We start from the raw sequence: 23,286 nt of genomic DNA on the forward strand, positions 1-23,286 counted from the left end.
GCCCCGGCCACGCCGGGGTCTTCCAGGATGGGACGCGGCTGCGGCTGTGACGCGCACGACTCCTGCCGTTTCGCATCCGACGAGATCGAGAGGATGAGCGGGGTCATGTTCCGTGCCGAGCCGTCCGGCTCGATGTCGGGCCACTCCAGGTCCGTCTCGGTCGCGCTCAGTCCGTCTCCGGAGATCTTGATCGATGCTCGCACGTTGTTCGCGGCGTCCTTCCCATGGTTGACGAGCTCGAAGGTCACGCGAAGGGTCTCGCCGGGCTCCGCGACGTCGTCTCCGTCACCGCCCTCGAATGTGACGCCCGTCAGTGCGAGCCGCGGACCAGGACACGACGCCGGAAGCGCAACCTTCAGCGGAACGGCTCCGCCTTCGAAGACGGCTTCGCCGCCGATCCCGACGAACTCGAAGCATTCGCCCTGCAACACGAAGGCGAATTCGCCGTCGGCCGACTCGCCCGGAGCGAGGTCCCCAATGGACGCTTCCGCGTCCGTCAGCTTCACGCCCTCAGGCTGTTGAGCGAGCGTCACCTTCACTTCCTTGAGGGCGTCCGGGCCCGCGTTGCGGAAGGTCAGCGTGAGCGTAACCTCCTTATCCGGGGTTGCCGCCTCGACCGACTTCCCGTCGACGGTCAGGCCGGTCTTCGTGATCTCGATCGCGCCCGGGCCGATGTCGGTAACCGGCGGCGCCGGCTCGGTGGGCTTGTCCTGAGTCTGTGCCAGCGCGGGCGCAGCGGAGACGACGAAGGCGAGTGCTGCGATGGAAGCGATCAGCGATCTGCGCACGGCGGGCCCCTTCTCGAAGGATCTCGGATCGGTGGTCAAGTGGTCGTTAGACGGGTCTTCGACGGGAGAGGTTCCCATGAGCATGGGCGCTGACCAGGAGCGACGTAATTCCGTTGACGGTGCTCGTGCCGCTTGCGATACTGATGTCGGAAACGGGCACAGGCGCCCGTCCGGAGGCGACGTTGATGTTCCACACGTACGCGCAGAAGCAGATGCTCCATGGTGACGCGGGTATCCGCATGCCGTGGAGCGTTTCGGCTACGCGTGGCTCCGGGGCTTCCCGGTCGGGAGGAGCAACAGGATAAACCCTCTCAATCCAGGATCCCCGGGCCGTCTTAAAACCCGACGGCCCTTCTGTTTAGGGAAACACGAGCGGTCCACGAGGACCGGAGGAGGACGGGGAAGGTGGATGTCTTCAGGACGATCCAGTGGTCGCAAGCCCGATGCGCAACGGGCGACGCGACGATGCTCTCGCTGTTCTTCAGCGAGGAGCAGCACGAGGTCGCCCAGGCGAAGCAGCTCTGCCGTACCTGCCCGCTCCGGGGAGAGTGCCTCGCAGGGGCGCTGCGGCGCCGTGAGCCCGTGGGGGTGTGGGGCGGAGAGCTCTTCGACCGCGGCCGGGTGATCGAGCGCAAGCGGCCTCGCGGCCGGCCGCGTAAGTCGGAGCTGGTCCCGGCGGGCGAGCAGGTCGCCTAAGGGCCGGCGGAAAGCGCGGCAGGATCGTCCGCGGCGGTCCTGCCGCATCCAAGTCTGCGAGCCGGCGTCTCCCCCTGGCGGCGCCGGTTCGCTGCGTTTTCGGCCGGTTATGCCGCGCGACGCCGGCGAGCAAGGAAGATGCCACCGCCGGCGACCAAGACCGCGATGACGGCGAAGATCGTGACGATCCCCGTGCCGCCGGCTTGCTGGTCGGTTGCCGGCCTCGGCGGCGGGGCGGGCGCTTCGACGTTCAATGCGACGGGCGTCGTGCGGACCCGATCAAGCCCGTCGTACGCCTCGAGCAGAACCTCATATGCACCCGGTGTGAGTGGTGGTGTCGGCGTGGCCGCCACCGTCGTCGTCGTCGTCGGAGTGACGCTGCCCGCCGTGCCAGGAGCTGGTGTTCCGGTGCCCGAAGCCGGGAGCGTCGTTGACGCCCCCGGTGAGAATGAGGGCGTGGAGGCGCCGAGCGGCACGCTGAAGACGTTCGGGCCCGAGATCTGCGAAACCTCGACGGTGCGCAAGACCTCCGATCCCTCGCGCCGGACGATCACGACGACCTTCGCCGAGCGCGACAGGGTGTAGGACAGCGCGATCGTGCCGTCCGGGGGGATCTTCAACGGAGGGGTCGCGAGGTCGACCGTGAGGACCGGCGTGAGCGTCGGTCCGACACCCCGGCGGATATCCAGCGTCGATCCGCCTCGAACCTCGAACCGATCGCCCGGCGCGAGCGCGCTTCCGGTCGCCGTTTCGACCTCGGCCTTTCCTTCGATGGCAACGCGCACCCGGGACGCGTCCTCCACGACGAGAACGCGGATCCGGCCCGGCTCATCGACCTGCTTCGGCCGTAGTCCAGCGTAGAAGTGCGCGAGGATGTCCGCGTAGCTTCGGCCGCGATCCCCAAGCGATCGCGCGCCGTACTGTGACATGCCGACCCCGTGCCCCCATCCGCGTCCGGTGAGGACCGCTTCGTCGCCGTCCTGTTTCAACGTGAAGTCGATAGATGGGACCGTCTGAGGCAACTTCGCGCCGGTCGAGCCCGACGTCGGATAGACCTTGGGGTATACGCACGATGCTTCCCGATTGAGCGCGTTGCGGAAGTCGCTCTTGCCCACCGAGTCGCTGCCTCCGGACCCGGAGAGCCGGACGGTCGATCCGTCGAGCCCTACGGTCGAAAGGCGTCCCCCAGACCACGCGCCGTCCTCAGCCAGGATCGGCCCGAGGTGCGACAGAGGAACGCGCACGGTCCAGCGCGCGAGCGGCGAATCATCATCCTCGCCGTCCACGCTGGCGAGGTAGGGGAGCGGCGTTCCCCCGGGGAAGCTTCGCTTCGTCGTGCCCGGCGAGGTGGAATGGTAGAAGGCCTGGATCGGCTCGCCGTTGTAAAGAAGCGCGCGTCCGCGCGTCTCGGTGACCGCGCGGATCCAGGCGTCGCCGAAGGCTCCCTGCTCGACTTGAACCCCTCGATACACCTGGCATTGGTCGGTCGAGCAGATGTCGTAGCCGAGCCTTTCCGCGGCGGGGCTCCGATGCTGCAGGTGGTAAAGGCCGTAACTGCGCGCTGCGACGACTTGTGCCTTGAGCGTCTCGAACGGCCACGAGCGCGGCACCTCTGCCAGGCCGCGCAGGTACTCGTCGAACGTCAGGTGGTCGATGACCGCGAGCCGGCCGTCGCTCTGACGGATTATCTCAAGCTTCCCCCGGTATCGAGCGTTCAGATCCCGGCGCTTCTTGGTCTCGCACGTCACGCCGGCGTTGTTGTAGACGGCCTGCACACGGAAGGTGGTGTTCTCAGAAGGGGTCAGGATCAAACGCTCTGAGGTCGCGCTTTGTGCGCGTGCCGTTCCGGGTCGCGAGAAGATCGCCGGCAGGAGAGCGATCGCGAGAAGAACGAGGAGTCCCCGAGAGGCGACGCGAGGCATCAGCCCTCAGCGTAGCCGACTCACCGAGAGTCGGCGGTTCGCACTTTCGGCTCAGCGTCGAGGATCCGAGCCTCTGCCCAATGCGTGTACCAGAGCAGCAACCCGACGACGCCCATAAGTGCTGCCATCGCGATCAAGAACATCAGATTCACCTCGGCTCAGTAGTGCCCCATCGGGATGGCGTCCAAACGCGGGCGCGAGCCGTCGATGTTAGTTTCGACCGATTCAGGCCTGAACCTGAGGGTTCTAGGGGGAGGGCGGCGCTTCGGGCGCCGTGCTGGGCGTGTCTTCCTCGGCGTCGGTCTCGGGCTCGATGGGAGCCGGGACCGCGGGGGCAACGATCTGCTGCACGGTCTCCGCAACCTGCTTGGCCCGCTCACGCAACGGCGCCGGCAGCTCTTCGTTGCCGATCACCTGCTGCAGCCTCTTCACGGAGTCCATCAGGGCCGCCTTGACCTCGGGGTCGCTTGCAGCGCTCTGAGCTGCAGCCAGGATCCGCTCTTGTTCCGGGGCGACGATGGCGCTCAGCGCGATCGTGTCGGAGACCGCAACGGCTGCCTCGAGCGCCTCGCTGAAGTCGTGGATGGCGTCGATCTTTGCCTGGGTGGGTGGTATCGAGTCCGGACCGAAGGCGGCGAAGGCACCCGAGCCGAGCGCGAGGACGGCGGCGAGGCCGGCGAGGGCTGCGCGGGTGCGCAACCTGGTGCGCGCGATCTCCGGGGCGCGGAGGACGCGCTCGATCCGATCGGAGGCGCGGACCAGCGACAACCGCTGCTCGTCGATCACCTGCGCGGCGGCGCGATAGTTCTCTTCGCGCACCATGGCATGCGCGAAGTTCGTGGTGAACTCGAGCTCCTCGTACAGCGCCGCGATGGTCTCTTCCACGGCGTGCAACGGTGAGCGTCCCCTACGGAGACGAAGCAGGCGTCCCATATGCCTCCGAAACTACGACTTTGAGCGAGTCCTGTCTAGCCATCGAGTTCGACGTTCCGGCCCCGTCTCCTCCTACAGATGCCGTAGACCGCTCGGTTTCTGTCACACCTGGGCACTAATCTCACGTTCTATGGAGATGACGGCTCTGACCTGGGAGAACGATCGATGACCGCGATGGGGCTCGCCTCGAAGGCCGAGATGGTCCTGGACCCACGTCTCGCGGAGGTCTGGCAGCTCATCTGGGCCGGAGATGAGAACCGAGATGAGGTCTCGGAGGAGGTCTTGGCGGGCTTGCTCCGATTGGCCTACATGCAGGGCTACGCGGACGCCTCGGCTGAGCCCGACTCGGGAGCGCTCTACCGCGAGCTCGGGATCCAGGGCCCGTCGATCACGAGGAAGGAAGCTGCGCGTCCGCTGGGGGCTCCACGTCGGCCCGGCAGTTCGGGCAGGTGACCTTCTCGACTGTGCCGATGGCGAATCGGTAGCTACAGGCCTCGCAGACGACCCAGTTCACCCCGGTTTGCTGGGTGGGCGGCTTGGATGCCGGGGCCGGTGCCCCGCCCGGCAGCGTCAACCCGGAATCTCCCGGCGCCATCCCGAAGGGAGCGGCTCCCGCAGCTCCCCGGACGACGTTGCGGGTTCCACATGTCGGACAGATGAATTCGCCCGGCCCAGAGACCTCGAGCTCGGCGCGACATCGACCGCATCGAACGATCACGGCCGCCAATGCTATCGGATGCGCGAACCCCCTTTTCCCGGCAGCGGCCTTCGTCGCGAAAGTGGGCGAACGCGTACGCAGCGCCCGTCGCGACCCTCAAGCGTTCATGGTCTTGACCCGACACCTTCGGTACGTGAGTGCGATCCCCAACCCCATCCCTCAGCCCGCGGACGATCAAGTCTGTCCGGTGTGTTCCTCCACGTCCCTGACCCGGGGCCGGCTCTCCGCGAGCCGGCGGGAGATGATCGACTTCATCGCTTGCGACGACTGTGGTGATTTCTGGTTCGAGCGTTCCGGCACGCGACTTACGGGCACAGCGATGCGGGATCTCGGCCTGATGCCCTAACCTGCACCCCCAACCCGGGCCGTCGTGCCGCTGGGGTATCGTGGCTTCGATGGACGCCGCGATCGTCGTGGTCGGGGACGAGATCCTCGCAGGGCACGTTCGGGATGCAAACACGTACTTCGTCGCGAGCCGGCTCGCCGCGCTCGGCCACCGGCTCCGGCGGGGCTGCGTGGTCGCCGACGACCCCGAAGAGATCGCGAACGCGCTTCGACGCGAGCTCGACGCCGGCCGCGGCATCGTGTTCGTCTGCGGAGGGCTTGGGCCGACGCACGACGACCGCACGATGGAAGGCGTTGCGAAAGGGCTGGGTCGCGGGCTTGCTTCGAACAGCAGCCTCGCCGAGCGTATCGAGACGATCGCCGATCATGTGAAACGGCAGAACTTCTCGGGCGACCCCCTCGGCGTCGCCATGCTGCAGAAGATGGCACTCGCTCCCGAGGGCGCGGAGGCGCTGACTTCCTCTGCGTGGTTCATCCCCGCCGTTTGGATGCAGGAAGCGAATGCGGTGATCGTGGTGCTACCGGGACCACCCCGCGAGCTGGAGCTCGTCTTCCGGGACGCGGTCGAGCCGCGATTCCTGGAAGGCTCCGGCTCGGTGCTCTGGCGCGAAGAGGTGGAGCATCATTTCCCGGAGTCGGCTCTCGCCGGGGTGCTCACCGAGCTCGAGCACGACTTTCCCGGTGTGCAGATCGGGTCCTATCCACTCGAGGACCGTGTACTCATCCGGTTGGCCGGCGACCAGACAGAAGTTCGCGACGTTACCCAGCGCATCCGGGACGCGATCGAGACGCTTGCCGCGTCTGAGGACGGGCAGCGCTTGATTGAATACCTCGATGCCCGGCGGAAAGACTGAGGGTCTCTAGGAACCGGACGAGATCGACGGGATCGGTGGGGGAGAAGCGGGGTCGACGAAACGCACGAACTCGAAATGCATGCCGTCGGGAACGAGCCAGCGTCCGCCCCAGGTGAAGCCCCACCGCTCCATAACTTCAACCAGGCGTGGATCCTGTAGCGGCGTCTCGCCGTAAGGGTTCCGCGTCGCGTTTACGTCGACCGCTATCCCATACGCATGACGCGAAAGCGCGTAGGTGTTGCCGACCTGCATGCGCGGTGAATAGCAGCCGTTGGAAGTGCGGATCAGCCCTCCGAGCCCGCGCGCTATCAGTTCCCGCATGGCGCCGGTCAGCTGCGGAATGAGCTTCTTGTTGCACGCGATGAGGCCCAGCAGGGGCACGCGCTCCTCAACGATGTTCGCGTTCTCCCATGCCTTGTCGGGGATGACGAAACGGCTGGTTGTCGGACGATACGTCCACTCCCCGAAGATCTTCTTCACCTCCGCGAACGAGAGGATCTGGCCTTGGGAGACGTCGCCTTCGATGGCGTCGGCCGCTTGTATCCGAGCCCGAACCTTCTTGGTCAGCGCGTGCATCGCCTGAACGGCGCCGCCTGCGTGTTCGGCGACCACCGAGGTCACGACCGCACGAGGCGCGGTGAGGCCGAGGCCGGAGGACCGCGCGAAGGGGATCAGGACCTCACGGTTTCGAGCGTCATCGTCCGATACCACGGCTCCGACACGGAACGTGCGTCGGACCCCGTCTGCGGCGATCGTGAGAGTCGCGCCGGGATCCATACCCCGCATCTCCGCGGCGGTCTCGCTGAGAACCGCTTCGCCGGCGAGGAGCGCGGCGGACACGACATCGCCCTTGTCGGGGTTGGGGTCCATGGCGGCGATCGAGATGGGGAAGACGGCCCCTTTGGCGCGTCGCGGCAGCGGGTGCTTTGCTCCGCTGACCGAAACGAGGTCGACCATGCCGTTGGAGATCCGCGCCACCCAACGGACGCCTTCGATCGCGGCGACCTTGTGGTGGAGATCCTTCGGAAGGTCGCGGGAAGACCAGATGACGATCGGGACCGGGGCGGCCGGCGCGAGAGGCGCCGCGACCGGTGCGCGTTTCACGGTAGGGGAGCAGGCGCCCAAGCCCAGGGCGGCGACGCACAGGATCGTAAGGAGCGGCTTCCGCATGAGGCCTCATTGTGCCAGCCGGCGGTGAATGAAACCTGAGGAGCGTTGAACGACCTGGCTGGCTCAGCAGATGCCGATCGTTGCCATCTCCCAGGGGCGCATCGGCACCACGATCGCGCCCTCCTCCACGTCGAGCGAAGCGAGCTCCTTTCCGAACAGGTCCAGGGTTGCCGGGGCAGATACGTGCAGCGGCCGTCCGACGCGCAGCCGTGCCGTGACGGGTCGGCCGGCAGCGTTGAAGACCCGGCATTCGGTCCGGCCCTCCAGCGTCGCGAGGGAGGTAAGCCGCACGCCGACCGGCTCGATGCTCAATGCGCTGCCGAAAGCCGGCAGAGCGCCTCCATGGCCGCGTACCCCGATGGACCGGAGCGGGAGCGAGAAGAGCTCGGCAGCGTCGAGCACATCGCCGTCGCGCCAGTCGCCCGCGTGTGGGAAGAGCGCCAGCCGGATCACATGCTCGCCGGGAAGCTGTGCTCCCGGGGTCTCGAGGGTAGGACCGGCCGGGCCCGATCGCGTGCGAAGGTCCTGACGTGAGAGCCATCCGACGGATCGAAGGAGTGTGACGGCCAGATCGGTCCCTTCGACGAGCTCGTACTCGGGTGTTCCCTGGTGCAACACGGCCAGGCCGTGTTCGTCGTCGGATGCGTCGACCCAACGGCGGCAGGGAAAGGTCGGGAGGCCCAACTCGAAGCCGCCCTCGGCCGCGAGGCCGCGCTCGACGACGTCGAACGCGCCGTCGGCGTGCGAGCGTGACGTCGCGAAGGGCAGCGGGAAGTGCGCACGCAAACGGTGGTCGCGCGCTTGGTTCGTGAGCCGGATCGTGGCGCGCAGGAACGGTTCGCCGGTGCGGAGCGCCAGATCGATCGAGACCGGCATCGCAACGGTTCGCCGCGAGCGACCGCGACGGTTGGTGGTGAGCGCTGCCGGAACCTTGAGTCGCAACGCGACGCGGATGCGAGCTTCTATGGGGCCGGCGCGGACGACTTCGGTTTCGACCGACCTCGCTCCGCCGACGATCACGTCACGCTCCGGCGGCGAGTAGTTGTATTCGTCGCCGGCGTCGCCGCCGTCTCGAAGCGCAAGCAAGCCGACGAACGTCTCTCCTGACGCGATGTGATGCAGATCGATGGTGCCGTCGTCGCGTACTTCGGCTCGGAGGTGCTCGTTCGAAAGCACGCGGTTGTGGGCGGTCGCGGGCCGCTCCACGGTCACGCGAGCGGCCTTCGGCTCGAGCAGCGTCCAGCCGAGCCCCCCGACCGTTCCCGGGTGGACCAGCAGTCGGAAGAGGGGCGGGCCCATGCCGATCACGTGGAAGCGTCCGTTGGGGCGTGACGCCGCGATCTCTTCCACGCGCCGCTTCGCCGTTTCGACGTCGAACTCGCCGATCGGAACCGGACCCATCCGCAAGCGGATCGTCGCGGGGTTCTGTTCGATGTCGAGCCCGTTCACGTACATGGGCCCGAGCAGGCGGGAGTGAAGCGATGGAACCAATCGTGCGAGCTCGCTCCCACGAAGCTTCATGTCGACGATGATCTGGTCGGTTACTTCGAGCGGCTGCACGGCATGCGTCACGCCGTCGGGTGTCGCCAGAGCGCACTCCTCAGGAATACCGGGAAGCGTGAGTGACACCTCGGCGACGCCCGACCGCTCGAAGGGGGAGGGGTTGAACACCAGTGCTCCCTCGTCCGTCTCGGCCAGCGCCGAAGCGTCGATTCCGGCGGCGAGCGTCTCTAGCCCGTCGCGCGCGACGAGGTCCCCGACCCGGTGCGCTTCGCGGTAGCGAGCGGCAACCGCATCTGCGACGGCGTCGATGCCGCAGCCGCAGATCGAGTCGTGCGCTGAGTTCTCGACGATCCCCCGCCACGGTTTCGCCAGGATCCGCTCGGCATCGGTTCCGGCGATCGCGGCCAGCGGTTCGGCGAAGCGTTCGAGCATCGTCGAGGCCGCGAACTCGAGCTGCTTGAGCGGCATGCGCGCGCTGACGACGCCCATGAGCAGGTTCGCCCGGGCTCCCGACCGCATCTCGCCGCGCCAGACCGGAAGGTCCTCGCTTGGCACCTCGCGAACGTACTCGGTGATCGAGCCGATGCGGAAGCCGAGCTCGTCCTGCCGGGCGTTGGCTTCGGCGAACAGCGCCGGCAGATGCGCTTCCGGACCGCGGTGATCCGTACCGTTCATCGCGAGAACGATGCCTCCCGGATGGAATGGAAACATGTCTTCGACGATCCGCTTTCCGCGGACCATGAGCTCTTCGAAAGTTTCCGGAAGACTGGCGCCGTTCGAATAGGAGCGAGCGAGGTAGATCGCGCGCACTGCCGAGCCGTCCGGCGCCTCCCAGCGGAACGCCGCGCGATCGACGGCTTCGGGAACGCCTCGCCACACGCAAGCGTCGGTGAAGCCCGCGAGACGCAAGATCTGCGGCATCTGCGAGATGTGGCCGAACGAGTCGGGGATGTAACCGATGCGCATGGAGCCGCCGAGCCGCTCGGCCATCGCCACGCCCTGCCGGAGGTTCCGGATGATCGTCTCGGGAGAGCAGAGGAACTCGTCCATCAGGATCCGCCACGGCCCGACGGCGAGCCGCCCGGCCTCGACGAAACGCTTCACCTCCGGCTCCACCGCGGCGCGCACCTCGAGGTAGTCCTCGATCGCGGCGGTTTGGCCGTCGAAGTTGAAGTGGTGGAAGTCGGGGTCGGTGTCGAGCACCTCGAGGAGGCGGTCGACGACCTTCACGAGCTGGAACCGGTAGACCTCGAGCGGTTCGTACCACTCGCGATCCCAGTGGGTGTGGGGAACGACGTGCAGGACGGTGCGGGGCATCGCGGCGAGTATATCGGCGGGAGGAGCGAGGCTCGGCGAACGCGCGAGCTCCAAACCCCTCGTCCATAATGTCCGCGCGATGGCGGATGAGATGCTCAAGGATCGCGCTCTCGATGTCTTGCTCGGCGACGAGCTGAAGGACGTCGTGGACATGGTCTTGCTCTCGCGCGAGGGTGAGCTCGAGGCGCATGCGCGCGGCGGAGCGGTCGGGTTCACCGCGGAGGGTCCTCGGTGGGTGCGCGGCCGGGATCCGCTGGCGCGCCAGGATCCTGCCGCGTTCTCTCCGCTCGACGCCGAGCTGGCCGGCGTGCGTCCGGTTAGCGAGGACAACCAGTATCCGTACGCGTACTCGTCCGTGGCGCAGCTGTTCGACGATCCGCGCGCTCCGGACCTCGCCGTCCTGCACACGCCGGCGCACAACTGGGAGGAGCGCGGCGGCCATCGTGGCGAGCACGGCTCGCTCGACCTCGTCCAGTCGCGCGCGCCGCTGATCTTCGCCGGCGCCGGCGTGCATGCCCGGGGCCGGATCGCTACGCACGCACGGATGGTGGACGTCGCGCCGACGCTCGCGACGCTCGCCGGTGTGCCGGCGCGAGGCGATGGGTCGATCCTTGCGCGTCAGGACGGAGCGGTCCTCAAACAGGTCGTGGACAAGCGCGAGCTGCCCCGACAGGTGGTGGCCTTCCTCTGGGACGGCACGAACCCGAACGTCATGTACGCGATGGCCGACGCCGGCGAGCTACCGAACGTCGCGAGACTCATAGCGGAGGGGACGACGTTCGGTCACGGGCTGATCGCGTCGTTCCCGAGCGTCACGCTGGCCAACCACACGTCGGCGATCACGGGCTTGCATCCCGGTCACCACGGGATCCTGCATAACGCCTACTTCGACCGTTCGACTGGGCGCCAGATCATCACCAACGCCCCCCAGACGTGGCACCTGGCGAGCAACGAGCTCCGCGCGGACGCCGAGACGATCTTCGAGGCAGTTGCGCGGTCCGGGCGGGGCTTCACGGCCGCCGTCGACGAGCCGACCGACCGAGGCGCCGGCTACTCCACCTTCGACCTTCTCCGGCGCGGTGAGGTGCCTGCGGTCGAGGGGGCGCTCCCGGACCCGACGAACTTGCCGGGTGCGACGCAAGAGTTCGTCAATCTCAAGCGGGAGTATGGATGGGCCTCGTCCGCCGATGCACTGGCCGTCCTTCAGGCGCAACAGCTCTGGGCAAGCGTGAACGGGAACCCTCGTCCCCGATTAATGTGGGTCAACCTGATCCTCCCCGACGCCGGCAACCACGCGGGGGGGCCGTACTCGGACATCGGCCACGCCGCGCTCCGCGATACCGACCGTCGGATGGGTGAGATCCTCGACGCGATCGACTGGGGGGCCGGAACCACCGCGTTCGCGCTTCTCGCCGACCACGGCATGGAAGAGAGCGACCCCGACTGCAAGGGCGACTTCGACGAAGCGCTCACCCGGGCCGGGATCCCGTTCCGCGACGAGGGGTACGGCTTCATCTATCTCATGCCCTGAGTAGGCGGACAAAAGACGAGAGGGACGGGGGGAAGACCCATCCCTCTCGCGAACTTCAGTCGAGCTTGTTAGGCAGCCCGGGGCGTGCGCTGGTCCGACGCGCTGTCGCTGGAGCGGCGGCTCGAGCCGATGTAGCCGAGCGCCTCGTGCCAGACGTAGGTCATGGCGCCGACCATCAGACCGGTGAAGAACGGGCCCATCCAGGCCTCACGGATCGAGATGTTCCAGCCGGCGAAGACCGAGTAGTCCAGCAACGACGTCGCGACGACGCCGAGGCCGAGCGTTACGAAGGTCTTGATGGCTCCGCGGAGCTCGATTCCAAGGATCCCGAGCACGAACTCGACCGTCTTGTAAACGGCGAGACCGAGGAGCGCAACGATTGCGAAGTGATACATCTAGGGTGTCACCCCCTTTCTCGCCGCGTTAGACCGCAAGCGTGTCCCGGGGGTTACAGGCCTGTAAGTTACCGACTGGGAACAACGGTGCGGAGGTCGGACATGAGCGAGGATCCGGTACTCGTCGAGCGCGACGACACTGGCGTCGTCACGATCACCCTGAACCGGCCGGACATACGGAACGCGATGACGCCGGAGCTGTCGGAGGCGTTCAGCGCGACGATCGGGTCCCTGCGGGGCGACCCGGCGGTGCGAGCCGTGATCATCACCGGCGGAGGGAAGGCCTTCTGTGCCGGCGGCGATCTTTCGTGGATCAGCCCAGGACCCGGCGCAGACATCCCAGCGATCCGCGCGAAGATGCGCGCCTTCTATCCGAAGTTCCTCGTCGTGCGGACGCTCGACGTGCCGACGATCGCCGCGGTGAACGGAGCGGCCGTGGGAGCGGGATTGTGCGTCGCGATGGCTTGCGACATCCGCCTCGCCGCCGAGGACGCCAAGCTGTCGACCGCTTTCCTACGCCTCGGGATGCATCCGGGCATGGCGGCTACCTATCTCTTGACCCGTCTGGTCGGCACGGCGCGCGCCGCAGAGCTGTTCTTCACGGCGCGGACCGTGGACGGCCGCGAGGCGGAGCGGCTCGGCCTGGTCAACCGCGCGGTGGCGGGCGGGGCGCTGCTCGACGAGGCCCGGAGCATGGCACGTGAGATCGCGAACAACGCTCCGATCCCGATGGGGATGGTCAAGCGCGCGATCTACCTCGCCGAGCGAGCCGACCTCGAGACGATGCTGGAGTACGAGGGCCTGGCTCAGCCGATCACGATGGGGACAGCCGACCTGCTCGAGGGTCTGGATGCCGTGAGGGGGAAGCGCCCGCCTCGCTTCGAGGGCCGTTAGCCGTCCCCGCCGAGGGGTTGCTCGTTGCGACGGCGGGCGGGGATGACCAGGAACGTGGCAGAGCCCTTGGCGATCAGTCGTCCTTGGTCGCTCGTCAGCTCCGCCTCGCCGTGGGAGACGCGGTCCCCGACACGAACGGCGCGGCCCCGGCCGGTCAACACTCCCGCCCGCATGGCCGAGATGTACTGCACGCTGAGGTTCGTCGTCACGTGGTCCTTGTCCATGCCGAGCTCTGTTCGCAGCGCCAATCCGATGCACCCATCGAGCAGGGTCGCGATCACGCCGCCGTGCACGATGCCACCCGGATTGAAGTGATGCGGCTCGAGGTCGAGGCGAACCTCGCTCGTACCTTCGCCGAGCGTAACGAGTGTGAGGCCCATCCACTGTGCGAACTTGCTCGAGCCGAAACGCTTGCGCACAGCGGGCTCGAGGGCCGGATCAAGCATAGGCGCGATGGTAGCGGAGCATCACACCAGCAAGCGAACGTTCGCTGAAAGCAAGCGAAACGCTCATCGATGACGAGCGCGAGAAAAACGGAAGCTCCGATCGACCTTTGGGGCCGCCGGTGCCTTCCCCTTTCACCGGCGTTCTCTACTCAGCCGATCGGAGCCTTCCGCAGCGCGCAAGTTATCCGTGGCGATGGGCAGCGTCAACATCGGCAAAAAGCCAGGTCGCTAAGTCGAAGCGCAGGTGGCACGCGTGAACGTGCAACGAACATCGCTCAAAGTTTTTTCTACGCGCGCGCAACATCGTGACGATGGTCCGTAGAACGAGTCGTGATACTTCCGCGCGATAACATGTTTGCGTGACGTGCTGGCCGTGTGACACGCTGCGCCGCCATGCTCGACGCACAGGTCGATCACGTCGCGGTCGCGGTCCGTAGCATCGCGTCGGCGAAACCGTTCTTCGTCGACGCGCTCGGCGCGTCGTTCCTGTTCGCCGGAGAGAACAAGCGCCAAGGCTTCACGTGGGCGCAGTTCCGCTTGCCGCACGGCGGGAAGATCGAGCTGGTGACGCCGATCGGCTCGGATGGTTTCGTACAACGCTTCCTCGACAAGCGCGGCGAGGGCGTTCATCACCTCACGCTCAAGGTGCCGGACATCCTCGGCGCCATAGAGCATCTGCGTTCAAGGGGCGTTGAGCTTTTCAACGTTTCCACCGAGCATCACAACTGGAAGGAAGCCTTCATCCACCCGCGCGACGCGCACGGGGTCTTGGTCCAGCTGGCGCAGACCGCCTTCTCGGACGAGGACACGGCGGAACACCACCTCACCGATCACGGGGATTCCGACCACCGGCACCTGGGCCTGGCCGACCTCCTGGGCTAGACCCGGCGCCCCACTGGGTCCCCACCCCAGAGCATTCCCTAGGCCTTCCGGCCACTCTTTTCGAATCATTCAGGCGAGAAGTTCCTCCCAGGGGTTACGAGTCCGTTAACTCCGAGAAGGGGGGGTTGCGCGGCGAGTTATCATAGGGCAAGAAGGTGTCCGGCAGGGGCGTCTTCACCCCATAGGCAGTGGCGAGGTGCATCCCCTTGAGGGTCAAGGTTCAGGTCGTCCGTAGTCCACGTCGTCGTAAGACCGTCGAGGCCGTCAAGGACGGGAACAAGGTCGTCGTGCGCCTCCCGGCGACCCTCACCAGGTCGGAGGCGCGGCGCTGGGTCCGCGAGATGGTCGAGCGGATCGAGGAATCCGAGCAGGTCCGGCGGCTCAACGAGAAGCGCGATCTTCACCGCCGGGCCGAGGAGCTGCACGACCGTTACTTCGGCGGCCGGCCGAAGCTCCGCAGCATCCGGTACGTCGCCAACCAACACGACCGGTACGGGTCTTGTACACCGGCCGACGGCACGATCCGCCTGTCCCACAGGCTCGCGGAGTTCCCCGACTGGGTCCGGGACTACGTGATCGTCCACGAGCTGGCGCACCTCCGGGTGCCCGACCATTCACCCTGGTTCTGGAAGCTCGTGAAGCGGTATCCGCTTTCCGAGCGGGCGCGCGGCTACCTGATCGCGCGCGGCATCGAAGGCGACTAGGCGGACTTGACCTGCCAGGCGGCGACGACGTCGCCGAGCAGAGCCGCGTCGCCTCCAACGGTCGAGCGGTCGAGTGCCTCGGCGGCCGGCAAGCGTCCCGTGGTCGCTAGCACGAGCGTCTCGGGGTCCGTCTCCCAAGTCGCGGCGGCCGGCCCGTCCGGCTCTGCGACGGCCCATGCGCCGTCGCGATGCTCGAGTAGCCAGGACCCGGCCCCGCCAGCCTCGACCCGGATCACGGCGTCGGCCTTGAGCTCGGCCGACGTTAGTACGTCCGGGGCTCTCCGAACGCAGTACTCGACGATGACCGGAGCGCGATCGCCCCATAGTGACGGCGCACCGAGTGCGGCGCTCACATCGTAGGAGTGAATCGCCAGGTCGAAGAAGTGCAGCTGCAGAACGTGCCGCAACAGCCGCGGCCGGTCGAACACGCTGACGTCGCGCCCCCACGAGTCCTCGGAACGTGAATCGATCACCCGCTGTGTTGCGGAACCGTGATGCCATAGGGAGAACCTCAGGGTCTCGCCGTCGGCCCGCGCCCAGCGCAAAACGCCTGCTTGGGGGTCGGCATCCTCGCGCGTAAGCGACTCGAGCTCGCCGCGGTAGAGGCGCCCGAAGAGCAACTCTCCTTCGACCAGATGCGCGACGACGTCGTGCACCGGCCAGCCGCGGCAGCCGGTGGGACGCGTCCAATCCTCGGCCGGAAGGCTCGACAACAGGCCGAGCAGGTCTGCTCGTTGATCGCTGGTCAGCGGCACGAACCGTTCCGACACGGCGCCGAGTGTACGCGTTATCGTGCTCGGGTGAGGATCGCGCAGCGTATCGCGCCGGTCGTCGTGCTTCTCCTTTGCCTCGCGGCGTGCGACGGCGGCGGGGAGAAAAGCGCCGCCGGGACCTTCGACGTCGGCTCGCCCAAGGGCGCGGCCGCTTCGTCGCCGGGAGCGACCGTTGGGGCCGGCAAGCTCAAGCCACCGGCGCCGGCGCGCATGTTCGCCGGCGCAAGCTCGGTCGTCGGCCAGCTGACCCGCTACTGCAAGTCGACGTGCATCGTGTCCGATCCGGCGACACCGACCTACCTCAAAGTGCCGTCCGGTGCCTTCGTTCTCTTCACGCTCGGTGAGATCCCTCAGGCGGCGGTGGCCGAGGTCCGGGTGCGGTCGAACGAGAAACCGGGAACGGTGACGCTCAACCCGAGCACGACCATGGTGTTCGACTACGGCTTGGGCGAAGGGAAGTATCTGGTCGACCTCTACGTCCGATGGAAGGCGTCCGAGGCGCGCTGGAGGTTCGGCCTGAACGTTACCTAGCCACCCGCGCGAGCCAGACGGTCGGGTCGGAGAGCTCCTCTACGCTGGGAATGGCCTGCGAGTCTTCCCAGACGCGCGAGAGCGCGGGCCAGCCTTCTGCTTCCAGCACCGCGCGGCAGAACGCGTCGGCCGCCCGCAGGGTCGCTGCCGGAAGATCGACGCCGATGAACCGTTGGAACATGCGATCGCCCGGCCCGGAGTCCGCACGCCGGCGCGCCATCGCCTCCGAGATCTTCGATCCGGATGCGAGACGCGATGCGGCCGTATCGACGGCGCGATCCGCGTACGCCTCGAGGACCGCGAGGAAGCGCTGAAGCCGGGCGAGGGCCTCGGCCGCGGCCGGGGTGTCGATCAGGCCGAAGAATCCTTCTTGTTCCATCGCCGCGCGGAGATGCTCGGGGCTTTGAAGATCGAGCGACTGCAATCGGTCCAGCGCGCCCGTCAGGTCCACCTGCAGGGCGGCGACGTAGTTGTGGAACAAAGCGAAGAAGTGCGTGGAGACGTCCGGGGTTGCCTCGAAAAGGCTGCGATGCGCCGCCTGGTGCAGTGCACCCCACAAGCGGGTTTCGCGCCGGTCGAGCCCGTAGGAACCGGCGAAGGCATCGATCGTAGGGACGACGATGTCGACGGCGCCCTCCTCGGCCACAGGCATCGGCACGTCGTATGTGCCCAGCACGCTTCCCGCCAGCGTTCCGAGCACGACCCCGGCCTGGATCCCCATGAACACCGGCGCCATCTGCGCCATGACGGGTCCGAGCATCGCGGCCTCGCCTCCGGCGTCGCTGCCGCCGGATTGGTCGCGAACCGACGCGACGACCTTTGCGGCAAGCGGGTCGACGATCTCGCTCAAGGCGGTCGCGCGCTCGGCCCAGCGCGCCGGAGTCGTCGCGCGGACGACGGCAACTTTGGCGGGAGTCGCGAGGCCGGGCCCTTCGGCGAGCCACAGCTCGGCGAGCCGGAACGCTTCGGTTATCTCCTCGGAGTCCGCCTTCGGAACCTCGTGCACGGTTTCCTCTCCGGCCGCGAGGGCGACCGCGATCTGCCGTGCGAGATCCCAGTTGACGGGCCCGCCGCTCCACGAAAGTACCTTGGCGAGCTCGGCGAACAGCGGGATGCGGCCCAGCAGGTCTGGGGGGAGCTCGAACGGTTCTTCCGGCATGAGTGTGCATCGTAGCGCCGGTGCGGCTTCCGCACCGCGCTACTATTGCCCACGATGGCGGGGGGATCAGGAAACGCGCATGTCGTCGCCGTTACTGGGGTGGCGGGTTACCTCGGCCGCCGTTTGCTCGCCCTTCTCGACGCAGATCCCGAGATCGAGCGCGTCGTCGGCATCGACATCGCCGAGCCGCACGCAGGATCGCCGAAGCTCGATTTCCACCAGGTCGACGTACGCGACGCGCGGCTCGTGAAGGTCCTTCCCGGTGTTGATGCTCTGGTTCATCTTGCGTTCCAGGCAGACCCGATCCGGGACGAGGAGCGCACGCGGGAGGTGAACGTCGACGGCACCCGCAACGTGCTGGAGGCTGCGGGGGCCACGGCGATCCGAAAGATCGTCCACGTGTCGAGTGCCACCGTGTACGGTGCGCACCCCGACAACGACTTCCCGCTGACCGAGTCGTCGCCGCTTCGCGCCAACCCCGAATTCTTCTTCGCGTGGCACAAGCTCGAGGCCGAACGGATGATCGAAGCGTTCCGGGAGGACGCTCCCGAGGTCGTGGTCACCGTACTCCGGCCGGCGATCGTCTTCGGGCCGAACGTGAAGAACTTCATCTCACGCATGCTCGAGGCACCGCGCGTCACGACGGTCAAAGGGTACGAGCCGCCGCTGCAGCTCGTTCACGAGGAGGACGTGGCAACCGCCATCGCGCATGCCGTGCAGGTGGACCTGCCCGGCGCCTACAACGTCTCGGCCGACGGATGGCTGACCGGCGACGAACTGCTCGACATAACCGGGAAGAAGCGCGTCGAGCTGCCCGAAGCGGTCGCGTTCTCTCTCGCCGAGCGTCTCTGGAAGCTCGGGATCAGCCAGGCGCCGCCCGGCGAGCTCCATTTCGTCATGCATCCCTGGGTCGTCGATAACGCGAAGCTGAAGCGTGCCGGGTGGAGCCCGCGCCACACGAATCGCGATGCGCTGCTCGAAGCGATTGAGTCCCATCGGCCGTGGATCGCCGTCGGGCGGGCGAGGATGCGAAAGGACGACCTGGCGAAGGGCGCGGCGGCGACACTGGGCGTGGTGGGAGCGATGGCTTTGGTGCGAAAGGCTCGAAAGAGGGGATCCGGCTAGCTCGGAGAGCCGTTCCCGCTGGACCCGCCGGCGAGGTGCTTCCGTTCCCACTCGAAGAACGCCGGCTCGTAGTAGCGCACGCGCACCTTCTTGTACTCCTTGGTCGAGTAAAGCATCGCGTGCTCCGCGACGCCGGTGTCGCGCGCGATCGCGTCGGCGGACTCCTCGCAATCCTCCTTGGTCCGGCCGTGAAGCATCCCGAAGACGTTGTACGGCCAGTCGGCGTAGGTGGGGCGCTGGTAGCAGTGCGAGACGGCCGCGAACCCGGCCATCGCGGTGCCGACTTCCTCGATCCGCTCCTCGGGAACCTTCCAGACGCTCATCGCGTTGGCGACGAAGCCGGCCTGCCGGTGATGGAGGACCGCGGCGAAACGACGCATCCGGCCCTCGACAACGAACCGGTGGGCGGAATCGAGCACGTCCTGCTCCGTGATGCCGATCCGGGACGCCATGCCGGCGAACGGCTCGGGCTCGAGCGCGATGTCCTCCTGCAACTCGCGCAGTAGAGCGATCTCACCGTCGTCCAGCGGCTCGCCCGCCTTCGGCGAGTGACGATAGGCCGGGATCGTCGTGCGAGCGTCGGCGGCGCGCTTCCCCGTCATGTCCAGATCGACGCCGATCTTGAACATCCGGATCGTATGCATCAGACGGGTCGCCTCGCCGCCGGAGATCTCGTGTACCGCCTGGACGTGATCCTCGAGCGAGGACGTCGGCGGGACGGCGATCGTCCACCAGATGTTGAACTCGTGGTCGCGGCGGTAGTTGTGGGAGACGCCGGGGTGGTCGTTGATCACGTGCGCGACCTCGTCGACCTTGTCGTCGGGGGCTCGTGTCGCGACGAGCGAGGACTTGTATCCGAGCGCCCTCGTGTCGAAGATCGCCGAGATCTGCCGGATGATCCGCGCGCTCTTCAGCGCAACGAGGCGCTCGATCACTGCGGACTCTTCGATGCCGAGCTTGTCGGCGAGCGCGCGAAACGGTCGCGACTCGACCGGGAAGTCCACCTGGATGAGGTTGAGGAGCTCCTGGTCGGTGTCGTCTAGTGGGTACGTACGGACACCTGGCATCGCCGACGAATCGTAGCAGAGCCCGCTACACGCCTATACTGCCGCGTCCGCACGAACGCACGAAGGTTCCCCATTGTCGCGCGACCTGGCCATCGATCTCGGCTCCGCCAATACGCTCGTGTTCATCCGCGGGCGCGGGATCGTGCTGCGTGAACCGACCCTGATCGCGCTCAACGAGCGCACGGGTGAAGTGCTCGCGATGGGAGAGGAGGCCTGGCATGCAGCCGGGAAGGGTTCGGACCCCGTTGTCACGTTCCAGCCCCTTCAGCGCGGTGCGGTCAGCGACTTCGCATTGACGGAGCGACTGCTGCATCTCGTGCTCCGCAAGGTCGGCGCGAGCCGCTTGATCAAGCCGCGTGTGCTCGTCTGCGTCCCCTCGAACGTGACGATGGTGGAGCGGCGCGCTTTGGAAGAGGCGACGCTTCAGGCCGGCGCCCGGCAGGTCTGGCTGATCGAGGAGCCGATCGCCGCCGCGATCGGGGCTGGTCTGCCGATCGACGAGCCTACGGGGACGTTCATCGTCGACGTCGGGGGCGGCACGACCGAGGTCGCCGTCATCTCGATGGGCGGCCTGGTGTCCCGGGTGACCTGCAAGGTCGGCGGCTTCGACCTGGACGACGAGATCACTCGCTTCATGCGGACCGAGTACGGCATGGCCGTGGGCGAGCGAACCGCCGAGCACCTCAAGATGGCCATCGGATCGGCATCGCCCTTGGACGAGGAAGGAAAGGCCGAGGTCCGCGGGCGCGAGATCGATTCCGGCGCGCCGAAGACGGTGATCGTTTCCAGCGAGGAGATCCGCCGGGCGCTGGGCAACCCCACTCGGGTCATCGTCGAGGCGGTTCGGACGACGCTCGCCGAGACTCCGCCGGAGCTTGCTCACGACGTGCTCGATCAGGGGATCTACTTGACCGGCGGGGGAGCGCTCCTGCGCGGGCTCGACCGCCGGCTCTCGGCCGAAACCGGCATCCCCGTCCACCTGGCTCCGGCTCCGCTCGACACGGTGTGCCTGGGCGCTGCGCAGGCGCTCGAGGAGATCGAGCGGATGCGCGGCCGTGGTCTGGTTCAGGAGCCAGAAGGGGCGTTCCGGTAGAGACGGACCCTAGGGGAAAGACCGGTACCGTCTTGTCCCCGGGCTCGTTAGTCTGGTGAAGATGCGGCGGTTGATCGCTTTCATGCTGGGCGGCCTCGTCCTGCTCGCGGGGACCGCCCCTTCCGCGTGGGCCGCTCCGAATGACCCAGGGTGGCTTTCGGGTCAGCAGTGGAACCTCGCCAAGATCCGGGCCGATAAGGCCTGGGCGACGTCCAAAGGCTCCGGCGTGATCGTGGCCGTCGTGGACACCGGCGTCGACCTGGCGCACCCCGACCTTCAGGGACGGCTCGTCGGCGGCGTGGATCTCGTCAACGGCGGCTCTCCGCAGGACGACAACGGTCATGGGACGTTCATGGCCGGGATCGTCGCGGCAAGGACCGGCAACGGCGAAGGGGTCGCGTCCGTCGCCCCGTCGGCGAAGATCATGCCCGTCAAGGTCCTGAAGTCGGACGGGGTGGGAGATCCAGAGGTCGTCGCCGACGGTATCCGTTGGGCCGTTAGCCACGGCGCGGACGTCATCAACCTTTCCCTCGCCGAGACTTCCTCGGGCGGCGTCAAACTGCCGCTCAACTTCTTCTCCAACTCCGAGCTGGACGACGCGATCCGCGATGCCGCCGGCGCGGGACGATTCGTAGCCATCGCGGCCGGCAACGAGTTCTCATCGACAGGCGGGAAAGGTCAGACCTCGTATGACGCCCAGGTCTCCGGTGTCCTCGTGGTCGGTGCGAGCACCTCGGGGGACAAGCGGGCGGCGTACTCGAACTACGGTCAAGGGCTCGACGTTCTCGCGCCCGGCGGAGGAAGCTCGACCGATGCCGCGCCGGCCGCTTGTCAGCCGAACGATCCGGTCGTCAGTACCTGGTGGAATAGCGGCTCGCAATACGGCGCCGGGTGTGGCACGTCCATGGCGGTCGCGCACGTTGCCGGTATCGCGGCGTTACTGAAGGCACGCGGCTATACGGCCGCCGGGGCAGCGCAGCGGATCATCGCGACGGCGAAGGATCTCGGGTCCAACGGGTGGGACTCGCAGACCGGCTACGGTCGCGTGGACGCGTACTCCGCCGTTGGAATGTCGTCCGGCCCGGCTCCGGCGCCCGCGCCCAAGCCGCCGGCGAAGAAGAGCCCCCCGAAGAAGAAGGTGACGGCCGCGGCCTCCCCGACCTCGGTGCCGTCCGTGAAGGACACCAAGATCGCACCGCCTGCACCGTCGTCGTCACCGACGGGCCTCTTGCTCGCTGCGATCGACGCGCCCGAGATGCCCCTTGCGCCGCGGCGAACGCTGGTTTTGATCGCAACGGCCCTCGCGTTCCTGGTCGGGGTCTCCCACCCGCTGGTTCGCGTCTCGCTTCGCCGCTTGTAACGCCGCGCGGCTCAGCCGCCGATCTGCTGGAACATCTCGATCAGGGCCCGTACAACCACGATCAAACCGACGGCGCCGACGATTGCGAGGGTCGTGATACCGGCGATCAGTCGAAGCGCGCGGCGCGGAACAGGCTTCCGTTGCTCGGGAGCGGCGGGCTCGCCGGTGAGGATGCGCGGGCGGCCGCTCGGCACGACCACCGGTTCTGTCGAACCCTTGGGGGGGTCGGACCGCTGCGGGAGATGCTCCGCTGGTGAAGGTTTGGCGGTGGGGTGAGTGCGTCCGGACCTCAGCACGAAGATCGCGGTGAGGATCATGACGCCGCCACTGATCGCGAGCTTTATGGCGTCGGACTCGATCATCGCACCGTACCTAGGCGGTCGGAACCAAGTTGCCTGCGCTCGGGGGTGTCGACGTCACGAGGACGGGATGACCTCGTACACCGTCTGGAAGCGATAGGCACCGAACGTGCGAACCTGAGCGTTCGGGAGAGCCTCTTTGATCCGCTCGGGCAGCTCTCCGTGGAACGCCGTCTCGGCCGTCGGGAACTTCTTCTTCGCGCTCCGGGTGAAACGCTGGAACTCCTCTTCGTCGCGGAGCGCGTCTTCCGGGACGTCATCGAGCAGCGGTGCGTACGACCGATCGGGCGTGATGTAACTGATCATCCCAACCTTGCCGATCGCAGCGAGGGTGTTCTTCAGGGCCGCAGTGAAGTCCGCCGGCTCTATCTGATGGAGCAGCACATCGAAGCAAACGACGAGGTCCGCCGGCTGGTTCGGAGGGGAGTCGGCGATGTCGTGAACCAGGAACTGGTACTCGGGAAACTGCTCCTTGTTCTTCTTCACGACGACGTCGGAGATGTCCAACCCTGTGTACGCCACGTCGCCGAGCGCGCCCTTCCGCAGCCAGCAGAGATCACCGCAGCCGATGTCCAGAAGTGAGCGGAACCGCTTGCTGGCGAGAGCGTCCTCGATCAATCTCTGCTTGAACCAGGCGGCGTAACCGCGCGAGCCGGGGCCGCTTCCCAGTTCGGGAAGGGTGACGTAGCGCTCATTCCAGAACTGTTGATTGTCCAAGACG

General features: G+C 67.1%; 24 protein-coding genes. 11 read left to right on the forward strand and 13 right to left on the reverse strand.

What is annotated here, in order from left to right:
• Positions 1 to 788, reverse strand: a 788-nt coding sequence (locus tag WEB06_02625) for a hypothetical protein (protein ID MEX2554508.1), incomplete at its 3' end; no start/stop codon positions are given.
• Positions 789 to 1,193: 405 nt separating this feature from the next.
• Between WEB06_02625 and WEB06_02630 the strand changes: the two genes are divergently transcribed.
• Positions 1,194 to 1,484, forward strand: a complete 291-nt coding sequence (locus WEB06_02630; GenBank protein ID MEX2554509.1) for a WhiB family transcriptional regulator — start codon at positions 1,194 to 1,196, stop codon at positions 1,482 to 1,484.
• 107 nt (positions 1,485 to 1,591) lie between these two features.
• On the opposite strand, the gene WEB06_02635 is transcribed toward WEB06_02630, so the two are convergent.
• From WEB06_02635 to WEB06_02645, 3 genes are all read right to left on the reverse strand, one after another.
• Positions 1,592 to 3,406: a SpoIID/LytB domain-containing protein gene (locus WEB06_02635; protein ID MEX2554510.1), complete on the reverse strand. Its 1,815-nt coding sequence runs from the start codon at positions 3,404 to 3,406 to the stop codon at positions 1,592 to 1,594.
• A gap of 20 nt (positions 3,407 to 3,426) precedes the next feature.
• On the reverse strand, positions 3,427 to 3,558 hold the full coding sequence (locus WEB06_02640) for a hypothetical protein (GenBank protein ID MEX2554511.1): 132 nt from the start codon (positions 3,556 to 3,558) through the stop codon (positions 3,427 to 3,429).
• Between the two features lie 94 nt (positions 3,559 to 3,652).
• The gene (locus WEB06_02645) at positions 3,653 to 4,291 is read right to left on the reverse strand and encodes a hypothetical protein (GenBank protein MEX2554512.1); all 639 of its coding nucleotides are present in this window, start codon (positions 4,289 to 4,291) and stop codon (positions 3,653 to 3,655) included.
• Between the two features lie 213 nt (positions 4,292 to 4,504).
• Between WEB06_02645 and WEB06_02650 the strand changes: the two genes are divergently transcribed.
• Together WEB06_02650 and WEB06_02655 are read left to right on the forward strand one after the other, a co-directional pair.
• On the forward strand, positions 4,505 to 4,792 hold the full coding sequence (locus WEB06_02650) for a hypothetical protein (protein MEX2554513.1): 288 nt from the start codon (positions 4,505 to 4,507) through the stop codon (positions 4,790 to 4,792).
• A gap of 660 nt (positions 4,793 to 5,452) precedes the next feature.
• Positions 5,453 to 6,256: a competence/damage-inducible protein A gene (locus WEB06_02655; protein ID MEX2554514.1), complete on the forward strand. Its 804-nt coding sequence runs from the start codon at positions 5,453 to 5,455 to the stop codon at positions 6,254 to 6,256.
• 6 nt (positions 6,257 to 6,262) lie between these two features.
• Here the strand turns inward: WEB06_02655 and WEB06_02660 are convergent, their stop codons facing one another.
• Both WEB06_02660 and WEB06_02665 read right to left on the reverse strand, forming a co-directional pair.
• Complete coding sequence (locus WEB06_02660) at positions 6,263 to 7,426, reverse strand: M15 family metallopeptidase (GenBank protein ID MEX2554515.1); 1,164 nt, start codon at positions 7,424 to 7,426, stop codon at positions 6,263 to 6,265.
• A gap of 63 nt (positions 7,427 to 7,489) precedes the next feature.
• Positions 7,490 to 10,246 (reverse strand): glycoside hydrolase family 38 C-terminal domain-containing protein, encoded by a 2,757-nt coding sequence (locus WEB06_02665; protein ID MEX2554516.1) that lies wholly within the window; start codon positions 10,244 to 10,246, stop codon positions 7,490 to 7,492.
• A gap of 79 nt (positions 10,247 to 10,325) precedes the next feature.
• Between WEB06_02665 and WEB06_02670 the strand changes: the two genes are divergently transcribed.
• The gene (locus WEB06_02670; GenBank protein MEX2554517.1) at positions 10,326 to 11,777 is read left to right on the forward strand and encodes an alkaline phosphatase family protein; all 1,452 of its coding nucleotides are present in this window, start codon (positions 10,326 to 10,328) and stop codon (positions 11,775 to 11,777) included.
• 68 nt (positions 11,778 to 11,845) lie between these two features.
• Here the strand turns inward: WEB06_02670 and WEB06_02675 are convergent, their stop codons facing one another.
• Positions 11,846 to 12,172 (reverse strand): hypothetical protein, encoded by a 327-nt coding sequence (locus WEB06_02675; GenBank protein ID MEX2554518.1) that lies wholly within the window; start codon positions 12,170 to 12,172, stop codon positions 11,846 to 11,848.
• A gap of 102 nt (positions 12,173 to 12,274) precedes the next feature.
• Here WEB06_02675 and WEB06_02680 point away from each other — a divergent pair, with 102 nt between their 5' ends.
• The gene (locus WEB06_02680) at positions 12,275 to 13,066 is read left to right on the forward strand and encodes an enoyl-CoA hydratase/isomerase family protein (GenBank protein MEX2554519.1); all 792 of its coding nucleotides are present in this window, start codon (positions 12,275 to 12,277) and stop codon (positions 13,064 to 13,066) included.
• Here the strand turns inward: WEB06_02680 and WEB06_02685 are convergent.
• On the reverse strand, positions 13,063 to 13,512 hold the full coding sequence (locus WEB06_02685; GenBank protein ID MEX2554520.1) for a PaaI family thioesterase: 450 nt from the start codon (positions 13,510 to 13,512) through the stop codon (positions 13,063 to 13,065). The genes WEB06_02680 and WEB06_02685 overlap by 4 nt on opposite strands.
• A 375-nt stretch (positions 13,513 to 13,887) precedes the next feature.
• On the opposite strand from WEB06_02685, the gene WEB06_02690 reads away from it, so the two are divergent.
• Positions 13,888 to 14,394 (forward strand): VOC family protein, encoded by a 507-nt coding sequence (locus WEB06_02690; GenBank protein MEX2554521.1) that lies wholly within the window; start codon positions 13,888 to 13,890, stop codon positions 14,392 to 14,394.
• Positions 14,395 to 14,600: 206 nt separating this feature from the next.
• The gene (locus WEB06_02695) at positions 14,601 to 15,098 is read left to right on the forward strand and encodes a M48 family metallopeptidase (GenBank protein ID MEX2554522.1); all 498 of its coding nucleotides are present in this window, start codon (positions 14,601 to 14,603) and stop codon (positions 15,096 to 15,098) included.
• On the opposite strand, the gene WEB06_02700 is transcribed toward WEB06_02695, so the two are convergent.
• A complete protein-coding gene (locus tag WEB06_02700) occupies positions 15,095 to 15,868 on the reverse strand; it encodes a maleylpyruvate isomerase family mycothiol-dependent enzyme (GenBank protein ID MEX2554523.1) in 774 nt (257 codons plus the stop codon). The two genes, WEB06_02695 and WEB06_02700, sit on opposite strands and share 4 nt — an antisense overlap.
• A gap of 30 nt (positions 15,869 to 15,898) precedes the next feature.
• Here WEB06_02700 and WEB06_02705 point away from each other — a divergent pair, with 30 nt between their 5' ends.
• Positions 15,899 to 16,402, forward strand: a complete 504-nt coding sequence (locus WEB06_02705; protein ID MEX2554524.1) for a hypothetical protein — start codon at positions 15,899 to 15,901, stop codon at positions 16,400 to 16,402.
• On the opposite strand, the gene WEB06_02710 is transcribed toward WEB06_02705, so the two are convergent.
• Positions 16,395 to 17,561 (reverse strand): zinc-dependent metalloprotease, encoded by a 1,167-nt coding sequence (locus WEB06_02710; GenBank protein ID MEX2554525.1) that lies wholly within the window; start codon positions 17,559 to 17,561, stop codon positions 16,395 to 16,397. The two genes, WEB06_02705 and WEB06_02710, sit on opposite strands and share 8 nt — an antisense overlap.
• Before the next feature lie 54 nt (positions 17,562 to 17,615).
• On the opposite strand from WEB06_02710, the gene WEB06_02715 reads away from it, so the two are divergent.
• Complete coding sequence (locus WEB06_02715; GenBank protein MEX2554526.1) at positions 17,616 to 18,686, forward strand: SDR family oxidoreductase; 1,071 nt, start codon at positions 17,616 to 17,618, stop codon at positions 18,684 to 18,686.
• Here WEB06_02715 and WEB06_02720 read toward each other — a convergent pair.
• Complete coding sequence (locus tag WEB06_02720) at positions 18,683 to 19,753, reverse strand: AsnC family transcriptional regulator (protein MEX2554527.1); 1,071 nt, start codon at positions 19,751 to 19,753, stop codon at positions 18,683 to 18,685. The two genes, WEB06_02715 and WEB06_02720, sit on opposite strands and share 4 nt — an antisense overlap.
• Before the next feature lie 73 nt (positions 19,754 to 19,826).
• Between WEB06_02720 and WEB06_02725 the strand changes: the two genes are divergently transcribed.
• Together WEB06_02725 and WEB06_02730 are read left to right on the forward strand one after the other, a co-directional pair.
• Positions 19,827 to 20,846: a rod shape-determining protein gene (locus WEB06_02725; protein MEX2554528.1), complete on the forward strand. Its 1,020-nt coding sequence runs from the start codon at positions 19,827 to 19,829 to the stop codon at positions 20,844 to 20,846.
• A 61-nt stretch (positions 20,847 to 20,907) separates the two neighbouring features.
• Positions 20,908 to 22,206 (forward strand): S8 family serine peptidase, encoded by a 1,299-nt coding sequence (locus WEB06_02730; GenBank protein MEX2554529.1) that lies wholly within the window; start codon positions 20,908 to 20,910, stop codon positions 22,204 to 22,206.
• Positions 22,207 to 22,217: 11 nt separating this feature from the next.
• Here the strand turns inward: WEB06_02730 and WEB06_02735 are convergent, their stop codons facing one another.
• On the reverse strand, positions 22,218 to 22,568 hold the full coding sequence (locus WEB06_02735; protein ID MEX2554530.1) for a hypothetical protein: 351 nt from the start codon (positions 22,566 to 22,568) through the stop codon (positions 22,218 to 22,220).
• Between the two features lie 54 nt (positions 22,569 to 22,622).
• Positions 22,623 to 23,282 (reverse strand): class I SAM-dependent methyltransferase, encoded by a 660-nt coding sequence (locus WEB06_02740; GenBank protein ID MEX2554531.1) that lies wholly within the window; start codon positions 23,280 to 23,282, stop codon positions 22,623 to 22,625.
• Between the last annotated feature and the right edge of the window lie 4 nt (positions 23,283 to 23,286).

This window comes from Actinomycetota bacterium, from assembly GCA_040905475.1.
Lineage (GTDB): Bacteria > Actinomycetota > AC-67 > AC-67 > AC-67 > DATFGK01.